The sequence below is a fragment of the Sphingomonas sediminicola genome (assembly GCF_014489515.1).
Taxonomy (GTDB): Bacteria; Pseudomonadota; Alphaproteobacteria; order Sphingomonadales; family Sphingomonadaceae; genus Sphingomicrobium; species Sphingomicrobium sediminicola.
On the sequence record NZ_CP060782.1, the window covers coordinates 1,323,759 to 1,335,711 of the forward strand.

The 11,953-nt window shown below is 62.7% G+C and carries 9 protein-coding genes and 3 pseudogenes; 8 read left to right on the forward strand and 4 right to left on the reverse strand.

Translation table 11 applies throughout. From position 1 onward, the window contains the following. Window positions 1–24: 24 nt before the first annotated feature. The 4 genes and pseudogenes from H9L14_RS07100 to H9L14_RS07110 form a co-directional block, all read right to left on the reverse strand. Window positions 25–462 carry a chemotaxis protein CheW gene (locus H9L14_RS07100; RefSeq protein WP_187709756.1) on the reverse strand — a complete coding sequence of 146 codons (438 nt, stop codon included), beginning with the start codon at window positions 460–462 and terminating at the stop codon, window positions 25–27. Beyond that, window positions 462–2,396: a chemotaxis protein CheA gene (locus H9L14_RS07105; RefSeq protein WP_343070246.1), complete on the reverse strand. Its 1,935-nt coding sequence runs from the start codon at window positions 2,394–2,396 to the stop codon at window positions 462–464. Before H9L14_RS07105 ends, H9L14_RS07100 begins: the two co-directional genes overlap by 1 nt. Further along, window positions 2,324–2,794 carry an Hpt domain-containing protein gene (locus H9L14_RS16980; protein WP_343070247.1) on the reverse strand — a complete coding sequence of 157 codons (471 nt, stop codon included), beginning with the start codon at window positions 2,792–2,794 and terminating at the stop codon, window positions 2,324–2,326. Before H9L14_RS16980 ends, H9L14_RS07105 begins: the two co-directional genes overlap by 73 nt. Window positions 2,795–2,867: 73 nt before the next feature. After that, window positions 2,868–3,508 (reverse strand): annotated as a pseudogene (locus H9L14_RS07110) (histidine phosphotransferase family protein). A 278-nt stretch (window positions 3,509–3,786) separates the two neighbouring features. Between H9L14_RS07110 and H9L14_RS07115 the strand changes: the two are divergent. The 8 genes and pseudogenes from H9L14_RS07115 to H9L14_RS07145 all read left to right on the forward strand — a co-directional run. Beyond that, window positions 3,787–4,476 (forward strand): annotated as a pseudogene (locus H9L14_RS07115) (serine hydrolase domain-containing protein); the annotation flags it as partial. A 143-nt stretch (window positions 4,477–4,619) separates the two neighbouring features. Beyond that, window positions 4,620–4,886, forward strand: a pseudogene (locus H9L14_RS17380) (serine hydrolase); the annotation flags it as partial. 61 nt (window positions 4,887–4,947) lie between these two features. Then, window positions 4,948–5,883, forward strand: a complete 936-nt coding sequence (locus tag H9L14_RS07120; RefSeq protein ID WP_187709897.1) for an RluA family pseudouridine synthase — start codon at window positions 4,948–4,950, stop codon at window positions 5,881–5,883. A 57-nt stretch (window positions 5,884–5,940) separates the two neighbouring features. Then, complete coding sequence (gene rpoH / locus H9L14_RS07125) at window positions 5,941–6,843, forward strand: RNA polymerase sigma factor RpoH (RefSeq protein ID WP_187709757.1); 903 nt, start codon at window positions 5,941–5,943, stop codon at window positions 6,841–6,843. 6 nt (window positions 6,844–6,849) lie between these two features. After that, a complete protein-coding gene (locus H9L14_RS07130; protein WP_187709758.1) occupies window positions 6,850–7,512 on the forward strand; it encodes a hypothetical protein in 663 nt (220 codons plus the stop codon). A 400-nt stretch (window positions 7,513–7,912) separates the two neighbouring features. Further along, window positions 7,913–8,500: a hypothetical protein gene (locus H9L14_RS07135; RefSeq protein ID WP_187709759.1), complete on the forward strand. Its 588-nt coding sequence runs from the start codon at window positions 7,913–7,915 to the stop codon at window positions 8,498–8,500. Window positions 8,501–8,709: 209 nt separating this feature from the next. Further along, a complete protein-coding gene (locus tag H9L14_RS07140; protein WP_222949953.1) occupies window positions 8,710–9,264 on the forward strand; it encodes a vanadium-dependent haloperoxidase in 555 nt (184 codons plus the stop codon). A gap of 627 nt (window positions 9,265–9,891) precedes the next feature. After that, window positions 9,892–11,916, forward strand: a complete 2,025-nt coding sequence (locus tag H9L14_RS07145) for an elongation factor G (protein WP_187709761.1) — start codon at window positions 9,892–9,894, stop codon at window positions 11,914–11,916. Window positions 11,917–11,953 lie beyond the last annotated feature (37 nt).

Below are 11,953 nucleotides of genomic sequence, written 5' to 3' on the forward strand. Positions count from 1 at the left end.
TAAACGCTAAGGGTAACGAAGAGCTTAAGCGGCCTTGACTTCGACGCCGCTAACGAGAGCGGCAATATCGATCAGCAGGATCGGTCCCTGCTCGGTCTCGACCATGCCTTTGGATACGCGCTCCCAGCCCTCGCCCATGGCCGCTCGCACGATTACAGGCTCCGACAGAACCTCGACGACGTCTTCGACCAGGTCGACGATCAATGCGTAATGGTGACCGTCCAGTTCGACGACTGCTGCTTCGCGGATTCCGTCTGAGCAATCGGTCGCGCCAAGCTCGAGCGAGCGCATGCAGTCGATGACGGTAAGCACGCGGCTGCGCAAAGCCGAAAGGCCCGCGACATGAGGCGCGGCACGCGGAACCGGAATCAAGGTGTCCAGCTCGACAACGGACTCGACGGCTGCAGCGGGAAGCGCCACACGCTCGCCGCCGATGGTGACGATCAGAAGAAGCTCGGCCATCAGCGCCTCCCTGCGCCTGCGGACTTGAGCGCCGTCAGCAGAGCGGCCCGGTCATAGCGATAGATGGTTTCGTCCTTTGCTGAGGTCGGATCAGGCTCCGAGCGGAGACGGATGATGCGCGCCGCCGTGAGATCGCCGCTCGAAGCTTCCGACAGGATGGCGAGATCGACTTCATACTCGTCGGCTTCGGACACGACGCGGTAACCGGCGGCCTCGACGATCGGACGTAGCATGTTCTGCATCCATGGGTCATCAGCCGGAAGCCTGCAGACAGGTTGCTCAGACAGGCGCTCGGCCGCAGTCAGGAAGGTGGAGAACAGCCAGTGCGGATCGACCAGCTCAGCCGGTTCGCCGGCAACCAGGGTCACCGCGGAGACTTCGCCCGGATGCTCGGCCGGAATGATGTCGTGTGCAATGGCGGAGAGATCGATGACCTCCCGGAAGGCATAGCCAATCTCGCAAGTGCCATCATTGAGACGGAACAGCCTGACCTTTTCGGACGGCAATTCTCCATTGACGCCCGCAAGCGGAAGGATGGCTTCGCCGAGTTGCACACGAAGCTGCCCGGCGCCCGGCCGGATTGCCGTGGCCGGGACCTCCTCGATGCGGTCGACGATCGCCAGGCGCATGGCGCGCCGGCCGCCGTCCAGTCCGTGGAATAGCAGAACAGGTGTATCGACTTCGACGGCCGCTATCGGAGCGTCTACGATGCGGGCGGCGCGGTCGTGTGATTCGAGCTTCACCCCGCCAACCTGTGCAATTCCGGCCGGATCGAAGAGCAGGATCGGGCTGCCGTCGTCGGCGAGCGTCGTTCCCGCATAAAGACCGGTCGCCATGACCGCCGGCGCGGCCGGCTTCACGACGAGCTCCTCGTGATCATGGATTCGGTCGACCGCGAGGGCGTAGACATCGGTACCTGCCGGACGGAGGACGACAAGGCTGCGTTCATGCTCCGGAATGTCGCTTTTCAGTCCAAGAACGTCAGACAGTGCGATTTCGGGAACCCGACGACCGCGGATGGTTGCAACCCCTGCCCCGCCGAGTTTTTCGAGCGTGACGGATTCCCCATTTGCGCGCACGATCTCGTCGATCGCCGAACGTGGGATCGCGAAGCTTTGTCCGGCGACGGAAACGGTAAGCGCCGGAATGATGGTCAAGGTGAGCGGGACACGCAGGGTCATTCGCGTTCCGGCACCAAATGTGCTGTCGACCTCAACGATTCCGCCGATGCGCTCGATGTTAGACCGGACGACGTCCATGCCGACGCCGCGCCCGGAAATTGCCGTCACTTCCTTGGCGGTCGACAGGCCAGCTTCGAAGATGAGTGCAAGCTGCTCGCGCGGTTCGAGATCGGACGCCTCCGACTTCTCGATCACACCGGCTGCAATCGCCTTCTCGACGAGCTTCTTGCCGTTGATGCCTCGTCCATCGTCCTGGATGTCGATCAGGATCTGGTTGCCCGATTGACGCGCTGAGACGGACAGGATGCCAATCTCGCGCTTGCCGGCCTTGAGACGCTCGGCAGGAAGCTCGATCCCGTGGTCGACTGCGTTGCGGATGATGTGGGTCAGGGGATCGCGGATCATTTCGATCATTTCGCGATCGAGTTCGACGTCTCCGCCTTCGATGTCGACTAGCACCTGCTTGCCTAGTTCGGCCGACAGGTCACGGACCATCCGTGGAAGGGCGACGAACAGGTTCTCGATCCGCTGCATCCGAGTCCGGGTGATTGCATCCCGCATGTCTGCGATGATCGAGGAAAGACGCTCGAACGCGCCGTCGACGGCGACGTCGCCCGGAGCCTCACGCAAACGGCGCGCAAGCTCGTTACGGGCCAGCACCATGTCCGAAACGCCGCTCATCAGGCGGTCGAGCAGTTCGACGGAGAGCCGGATCGTGCGCGGGGCGACGGCCTTGCTCTGCGCTTCCGCCACGGTGGCAGCAACGGGTGCGAGAGGTGTCTCGGCCCCTGTTCAAGCGCCTGAATCAGGATGCTGTCGTCACCAGTCGAAATATCCTCGCCAGCGTCCAGCGCCGCTACCATCTCGGCGATGCGGTCGATGACGGCGAGAACGGCGCTCACCAGTGGCCCGTCCGGCTGACGGCGGCCTGCGCGCACTTCTGCAAGCGCATCCTCTGCAGCGTGGCTGAGCGCCTCAAGCCGCGGGAAGTCGAAGAAGCCGCAATTGCCTTTGACGGTGTGGACGAAACGGAAGATGGAATCGAGACGTGCGCGGTCGTCCGGCGATGCCTCCCAGGCGACGATCTCTCCGCCCAGCGCCTCGAGCATCTCGCGGCATTCGGCAATGAATTCGGAAATCAGATCGTCCATCGGTACGCGGTCCCGCCCTCTCGGGCCGCTTATGGCGCGCAGTTGTTAATGCGCCGTTATCCCTGATGGACGTTCAGTTCCGGGGAACGATCGCTCCGATGATCAGGACTTCGGGCGAAGGCTCCGAAAGACGGATCGCACCGCCAGCTTCCTTGGCGAGAGCCTGGGCCAGCCATGCCCCTGCAGCGCGCGGCTCGATTTGACCTTCGGCAGGTACGCCCTTCGTCAGCATCTCGCGAAGCCCGGCATCGAGCATGACGCGCGGCCCCTCACCCCGGATCGCGATTTCCAGTCCTTCTTGAGTCGTTTCCGCGCCAACGTCGAGGCGGCCGCCACGGACGAGCGCATCTCCTGCGATCAAAGCCAGGTTAAGTAGCAACTTCATCGCGCCTTTCGACAGCTTCTCCGGCGTGACCATCCAGCCAAACTCGATCCTGCGCTCCGCCCGAAGATGCCTTGCAGCGCGACCTTCGCCTCATTGGCGTCGATCGCGTCCGCGAAGCCGCCACCCGCCCCAAAGGCCAGCCGGAAGAACTTGAGCTTATTTGCAGTCGCCTTCGCACTGTCGGCCAGCAATTCGACACAACGGTCGCGCATCTCCGGGTCCTGCTCGTCGGCCATCAACTCGATGCCGTTGTTGAGCGCTCCAACCGGAGACATCAGGTCGTGACAGAGCCTGGAGCAGAGCAGGCTTGCGAGATCAACGGCGTTCATGGCCGCGTGAATGAGCCAAGGTTTAACATCGCGCAAGTTCTTCCACTTTCACCCGCGGCCTAAGCCCTTTACGCGGACTTTCTGCGTTCGGAGTTGGAGGGACAGCTGAAGACCATTTTGCTTGCTGTGCTTGCTGCAGCGCTCTCGCCCACAATGGCGACAGCCGCTCCGGCCACGCGGACCGCGTCCGCGACGATGAATATCGACAAGGCGCGCATCGACCGAGCACTCGCGGAGATGGTGACAGGCGGCCGCGCCGCCGGTGCCTCTGCCCTCGTTTGGCGGACGGCAAGGAAATCTATTTCGGTACCGCCGGCTATGCCGACCGCGAGGCGAAGCGGCCAATGCGCCGCGACACGCTCGCACAGATCTGGTCGATGACCAAGCCGGTCACCGGCGTCGCGCTGATGCAGCTGTGGGAGCAGGGAAAATTCCGGCTGGACGACCCGCTCTCCGATTATTTGCCCGAATTCGCGCAGACGAAGGTTTACGAAGGTGCGGACAGCGCCGGGAACCCGGTCCTGCGCCCGCCCCACCGCCCAATCCTGGTCCGCGATATCTTCCGTCACACGGCAGGACTGGGGGATGGTCCGGGAGATTCCTATCCGCAGAAGGCGCTCGCCGCCGCGGACCCGCTCAATCCCGGCAACGATCTGCCCGAATTCAGCCGGCGCATGGCCACGGTGCCTTTGGCGTACGAACCCGGCACCCAATGGCGATACAGCCTCGCCGTCGATGTCCAGGCCACGCTCGTCGAGAAGCTGTCCGGCCAGAAGTTCGAGGATTACGTCCGGCAGCACATCTTCGTGCCGCTGCGAATGAGAGACACCGCATGGACGCAGCCGCAGGAGCGCTATTCGCGCCTGGCCATACCCTACGCCAGAGGCTCTGACGGAAAGCTTCAGCGCAAGAACGAAGCCGACATACGCCTATGGAATTTCTCCAACAGGAAGCTCACTCGTGGCGGTGCCGGGCTGGTGTCGTCGCTCGACGATTACATGCGGTTCGCCCGAATGCTGCTGAACGGAGGCGCGCTTGATGGCGTGAGAATCCTCAAGCCCGCGACCGCCAAGTTGATGTCCACCGACCAACTCGACCCGCGGATCGTGGAGCGCTCTTGGCTTCCGGACAAGCTCAATGGGGTTTCGGGCTGGATTTCGCAGTTCGAACGGGACAGCCGAAGAGCAAGAAGGAAAACCGCGGCGCCGTCGGAGAATTCTTCTGGGACGGCGCCTGGTCGACGCTCTTCTGGGTCGATCCGGCGAACAAGCTAACGGTCGTCTATTTCGTCCAGTCGGAGCCGTTCGACGGGACGCTCCACCACGACATCCGGCGGGCGGTCTATGGCGACAATTACCTCGGGCCAAAGGGCGACTAGCGCCAATCATTGAAAGACCTTCGCCAGATTCCCATATCCAACACGTGGGGGCCACCAGGTCATCAGCGTCGAGCTAAAGTCGAGCCATGCAGGATGGCGGCTGGACCGCGCGCTGGCCGATGCCGTTCCAACCCTATCGCGCGAAAGGCTGAAAGCGCTGATCCGCAGCGGTGCATTGCAGTCGGAGGCTTCGGCCGCTGTTCGCGACCCGGCTCTCAAGGTCCGTGGAATCGAAGCGTTCACACTGACTGTTCCCGAAGCCCGACCGGCTCATAACGAGCCGCAGGACATTCCGCTGAGGTTGGTCTTCGAGGACGAACATCTACTGGTCGTCGACAAGCCGGCTGGCCTCGTCGTCCACCCTGCTGCCGGCAATCCCGATGGGACGCTGGTCAATGCGCTGCTTCACCATTGCGGTGGAACCCTGTCCGGTATCGGAGGAGTTGCCCGACCCGGCATCGTCCACCGCATCGACAAGGATACGTCAGGCCTGTTGGTGGTCGCCAAGACGGACGTAGCGCACGAAGGTCTCGCCAAGCAGTTCGCTGCTCACAGTATCGATCGGCGCTATCTCGCGATCGTCGCGGGGCTTCCGAAGACGGCAGAGGGAATTGTGGACGCTCCGCTCGCCCGTTCTTCGACCAACCGCAAGAAGATTTCGATAGTCGAAGGAAGTCGCGGGAAACGCGCCGTAACCCACTGGCGTCGCTTGCAAATCCTGCAGGACGCGGCTCTTGTCGAATGCAGGCTCGAGACGGGCCGAACGCATCAGGTTCGAGTCCACATGGCGTCGCTCGGCCATCCATTGCTGGGCGATCCGGTTTACGGCCATTCTGGAAAGAGCAGCCGCGAGCTGTTGAAAAGATTGAACTTTCATCGCCAGGCGTTGCACGCAGCGGAGCTTGGCTTCACGCATCCGGTCACCAAGCACCGCCTGTCGTTCGCCAGTGGCATGCCAGCGGACATGCAGGAACTGTTCACCGCCCTTTTGGTATAGGTTCTAACGAGCTAGGACGAGTAATAAGCGTCCGGCCCAGGGAGACGTAATAAGCGCATGGCACAAAGAAATGTCGTCTCGATCCCCGCCAGTGGCGGGGAGGCAGGGCTCAATCGCTATCTGTCCGAGATCAAGAAATTCCCGATCCTCGCTCCAGAGGAAGAGTATATGCTCGCCAAGCGCTGGCGTGAGCATGGGGATACGGACGCGGCCGCGAAGCTCGTCAATTCGCACCTCCGCCTCGTGGCGAAGATCGCCATGGGTTACCGGGGCTACGGCCTGCCGGTCAGCGAGCTGATCTCCGAAGGCAATATCGGCCTGATGCAAGGCGTGAAGAAGTTCGAGCCCGATCGGGGCTTCCGCCTCGCCACCTACGCGATGTGGTGGATCCGCGCGTCGATCCAGGAATTCATCCTGCGCTCGTGGAGCCTCGTGAAGATGGGCACCACCGCGGCGCAAAAGAAGCTCTTCTTCAACCTTCGCCGGATGAAGAACCAGATCGAGGCGTTCGAGGAGGGCGACCTCAAACCTGCCGACGTCGCCAAGATCGCCAAGGACCTCGGCGTCACCGAGGACGAAGTGATCTCGATGAACCGCCGCATGGGAATGGGTGGCGACACCAGCCTCAATGCCCCGCTGCGCGACACCGAGGGCGAAGGCCAGTGGCAGGACTTCCTTGTCGACACCGGCCCGCTCCAGGACGAACTGATCGCGGAGGACGAGGAAAGCCGCGTCCGCCATGACCTGCTCATGGATGCGCTCGAGACGCTGAACGATCGTGAGAAGCATATCCTCACCGAACGGCGCCTGACCGACGAGCCGAAGACGCTCGAGGAGCTCAGCCAGGTCTACAACGTCAGTCGCGAGCGTATCCGGCAGATCGAAGTCCGAGCGTTCGAGAAACTGCAGTCGGCGCTGATCCGGCTGGCGGGTGAAAAACGGCTGCTTCCGGCCGCCTAAGCCGCGGTGACAACAGCCCGCCGATCTGGCGGCAAGGGCCTGCGTCAGTTTCTGGACGCGGAGCAGCAGCGTGCCTGGCTGGAAGGCAATGCCGAGTTGTCCGATGCGGACGAGCGCGCGGAGTCGCTAGAGCAGCGTTTCAAATATGTTGCCCGGTTCGAGAAGTTTCTCCGTCGCCCGCAGGCGGAGGATGTTCTCGGCCTACTCCGGCTCTATGCCGAACGCTGCATACCCATCCCGCGCACGACCGAACGCTTCTACTGGTCCGTCTCCTGCCTTCCATCGACGTCCGACAAACCACTCGTTCGCATAAATGCGAGCTGGATGGAGTTGTTCACGCTCTACGCAGATGGCGAGGACGTCCGGGCGCGATTCATCGTCCATCTTTCGGATTTCACAACGGACCGAACCGCCACGGCGGACGATCTGGACGAAGGGCTTCTGGAACGATCCGTCGTCGAGCCAAACGACATCGCCTGCACTTTCCCGAGCGCGGTCGATCTATTCGTGATCAAGGTGCGGAGCTCTACCTCAATCCGCGCATTTCTCACCGATGATCGAGCGTTGCGCGGGATCCGGAATTTCAACCTTACCCACATGAACCGCGGGCGTAACGCATATCAGGCGAGCCACTCCTACAGCCTTGCCGACCATATGCTGGACGGCTGAACTCGTTCGTCGCCCGAGGGGCGCACTCGACTGTCTGCACCCCTAGACGTGTACTTCAGAGCCTTTTCATTCCGCTTTCGTGGTCAAGACGAGGCTAGCTCTCAGCAGTGCCTAATCCAGTGAGGGAATGAAGATTTCTAACTTTTGATAAGGTTCGCGCAGGAACTAACAGGCGTATCTAGACAGCCCTCGGCGAAGCGCCCGGCAAGATTATTCCGGCCGCGCGCTCCGACGGCCAGTTACAAACCGGCCGCGACCACGATGATGACGAGCGGCAGAGCAGCAAAGCGGGTGTCGAGGAGGACGTCTCATGATGATCTCGAAATTCGATAGCGCACTTAACTCCTTCAGCTCTCCGAAAACGGCGAACAAATCGGACTCTCGTCTGCGAAGAGCGCGTGTGAAGCGGGGGGCGGGGCTCTTCGCCATCGCCCTGCTCGCTTCCGTCACCCTGGATCCCGGCCCCGCTTACGCTTCTGAGAACGATGCGGTGCGCGTATGGAATGAAAGAGCCGCAATCACTCTCGTCAACGGCCCAGCTGCCGCCACGCCAGGCGTCCAGTTTACGCCTCCGGTCGCGTTCATTCATATCGCGATGGTCCAGGGCGCCGTCTACGACGCCGTCAACGCCATCAAGGGCGGCCACGACCCCTACCTGGACGGACTGAAGGCACCTACCAGCGCATCCAAGGGCGCAGCAGCTTCGACAGCAGCGCATGATGTCCTGATCGGCCTCGTCAATCAGGCGCCGTTGACGGCAACGCTGACCGCCGCGGTCAAGACGGCAATCAAAGCCCGTCTCGATGCAGAATACGCCAGCTCGCTGGCCGAGATCCCCGCAGGCGACGCCAAGGCCAACGGGATCAAAGTCGGAGCCGCGGCTGCCGCGGCGATGTTGGCCAACCGGGCCGGTGACGGCCGCTTCGGCGCGCCCGGCTTTCCCTTCCCGCCTCGCCGGGTCCCGGGCAATGGCGCCCGAACCCGGTAAACGACCCGAACGCATGGGTACGCAACGTGCGACCGTTCACCCTGCCGAGCTCGGATTACTTCCAAACGTCAGGGCCGCCGCTCCCTCTGACAAGCGCCCAGTACACGGCCGAGTTCAATGAGGTGAAGGCGAAAGGCCGGGCCACCGGATCTACGCGGACGGCGGCTGAGACATCGCTGGCGCAATTTACGGGCGGTCACCCGGTTCCCATGTTGTACACAGCCATGCGCCAGGTGGCGGCCGATAAGGGACTGACAATCACTCAACAAGCGCGATTCCACGCCATGACCGCCATGACAGCGGCGGACAGCCTGATCAATTGCTTTGCAGAAAAGGGTCGCTGGGGCTTCTGGCGGCCGACGAGCGCGATCCAGCTCGCCGACACCGACGGCAACGATGCGACCGAGCCCGATACCGGCTGGACCTCGCTCCTGCCGTTGCCGCCATACGCAGACGAGCCATCGGGCGCCAACTGCGTCTTCAGCGGGTTCCTGAACAGCGCCAAGGCGTTCTTCGGCAGCGACGCAGCGGAGTTCGATCTCGTGAGCCCGGGCGTCGGACCGGGGACGGGATCGACGCGGCATTACAGCCGCTTCACCGATGTCATCCCCGACATCATCGATGCGCGAGTCTTCGGCGGGCTTCACTTCCGCACGGCCGACGTACATGGCGCCCTGCTCGGGCAATCGGTAGCGGGCTATGTGGATGCGAACTTCTTCAACTGCCGCAACGCCGGCCAGTGCAAGCAGGAAGGACGCGAGTAACGCCGGCGGTGAAGCCCGGCCTGTGGGAGGTGTCAGCGTAATGCGAACCGCTCTGTGCATGGCGATTGGAATCGCGATCGTGGTTGGTGATGCCCCCGCGACCTTTGCCCAGGATTCGCGAGCTGCGGATCAGGGCAAATCCGCGGGGTCGGCAAAAACCCGGCAGACGCATCAAGGGCTCGACAGCAGTAAGGGCATTTCTCTCGTAGTGCCGATCGGCAAGATCTCGGTTGATCATGGTTCCCCGGGCGGCGAGCCCGTTTATGTACGCCGTTCAACTGTCAGGGAGGGCATGACAATCGTGGAAGCTTCTACAACGCCCTTCATGCCTGTTTTGGCCTCCAACGGAGGACCTCCGGGAGTCCAATTGATCGTTAGACCGGATCAGCCGGCGGGTTGGTAGCATTTCGAAGGTAACCGCAGCGTCCGTGTCAAACGCCTGGTGTAGGCCGACTGCCTCTTCTTCGCCGCTCTTGGAAAAACGTCAGCCCGTCGCATCGTTGCGGAAGCGAATCGTCGCACGCTCTTGCCAACGGCAGCAAAGAGTCCGACGCTAATCGTTTCGAAGAGCGCGTGAGCGCCTTCTAGCGACTCGCACGCCCGCCAAACGGACGAAGGGAGAGTCGCATGCCTGGTATTGCCAACGGCACTCGAGCAATCGCGCTGGTCGGACCGGCCGGCGCGGGAAAGACCAGCCTTGCCGAAGCCATGTTGTTCGCGGCCGGAGCAACGGATCGGCTGGGTTCGACGGCAAATGGCAGCAGCATCGGCGACAACAGTCCTGAATCGCGGCAACGCGGCGGCTCCACGGAGCTCAATCTCTACAATTTCAAATATCTCGACGACGAATTCGCACTGATCGATGTCCCTGGCTCGATCGGCTTTTCGGCGGATGGCGCCCGCGCGGTTGCGGCCGCCGATTTGGCGATTGTCGTGGTCGACCCGGACCCCTCGCGCGCGCCGCTGGCAGCCCCTGCCCTGCGGATGCTCGACGAGCTCGGCATTCCCCACCTGATTTACGTCAACCGGATCGACCAGGCGCACGGCCGGATCCGCGACTTGCTGACCGCACTGCAGCCGATGAGCGTGTCCCCGCTGCTCGCCCGCCAGATTCCGATCTGGGACGGCGAGAAGGTCAGTGGCTTCGTCGACCTCGCGCTGGAATATGCGTTCAAATATCGCGCAGGCCAGGAGTCCGAGCGGATCGAGATTCCATCCGATCTCCAGGACCGTGAGATCGAAGCGCGGACCCATATGCTCGAACAGCTCGCGGACCATGACGACGAACTTCTCGAGCAACTGCTGATGGACGAGACCCCGACCCGCGAGAAAGTCCTTCAGGACCTCGCCCGCGAGACCGGAGATAATATCGGCGTCTCGGTCCTGTTTGGGTCCGCGACAGGCTCATGGGGCGTTCGCCGCCTGCTGAAAGCACTCCGGCATGAAGCTCCAGGCCCGCAAGTCGCGGCGGCACGCCTCTCGGTTTCCGATCCGTCAATGTACGCGTTCAAGATCCTGCACGGATCGATCGGCCGCCTCGCCCTTGCCCGTGTGCTGGGCGGAAAGATTTCGGAAGGCTCGGACCTCAAGACCCAGGACGGCGATCACGCCCGCGCCGGATCGCTGTTCAAGGTTCAGGGCGAGAAGACCCAGAAGATCGGCGAGGCCCGCGCCGGCGACGTCGTTGCCGTGGCCAAGGTCGACTCCGTCAAGGGAGGACAGTGGCTGGGAACCGGCAAGTTGCCGCCGCCAGTCGAGATCGAGTTCCCGGCACGCAATTGCGCGCTCGCGATCGAGCCCGCCGACCGCAAGGACGACGTGAAGCTGTCCGGAGCCTTGCAGCGGCTCACCGAGGAGGATGCCGGCCTCATCGTCGAGCATGACGATGCAAATCATGAGATCCGACTTCGCGGGATCAACGACGAGCATCTCAACACCGTCATCTCTCGGCTCAAGCGCCGCTACGGCGTGGAAGTGAAGAGCCATGCTCCGGCAATCGGATATCGCGAATCTGTCCGGAAGCCGGTTCGCCAGCATGGACGCCACAAGAAGCAATCCGGCGGCCACGGCCAGTTCGGCGACGTGATCATCGAAATCCGTCCCGTAGGCCGCGGCGACGGCTTCCAGTTCGAAGAGAAGATCCACGGCGGCTCGGTGCCGAAGCAGTGGATTCCAGCCGTCGAGGAAGGCGTCCGCGAAGCAATGGCAAAAGGACCGCTCGGCTTCCAGGTCGTCGACGTTGCCGTGACCCTCGTCGACGGAAGCTATCACAGCGTCGACAGCTCCGAGCTTGCGTTCCGGTTGGCCGGCCGTCTGGCCATGCAGGAAGCGCTTACTGCGGCTCAACCCCACCTTCTGGAGCCCATGCATCGAGTCACGGTCGTTTGTCCGTCGAGCGCGACGAGCCGCATCACATCGGCTGTGGCAGGTCGGCGCGGGCAGATGCTTGGAATGGCGCCACGCGATGGTTGGACCGGCTGGGATCGCGTCGAGGCCCTTCTGCCGGAAGCGGAGCTTGGCGGCCTGGAGGCGGAACTGCGCTCGCAGAGCCAGGGCCTTGCAACCTACGAGGCGCAGTTCGACCATCTGGCGGAACTCAACGGCCCCTTGGCAGACAAGGTCATCCAGCAGCGCGTTCCCGAACCCGCCTGACAGCCTAAATTGCCGCGCGACATAGCCAGCCGGCTCG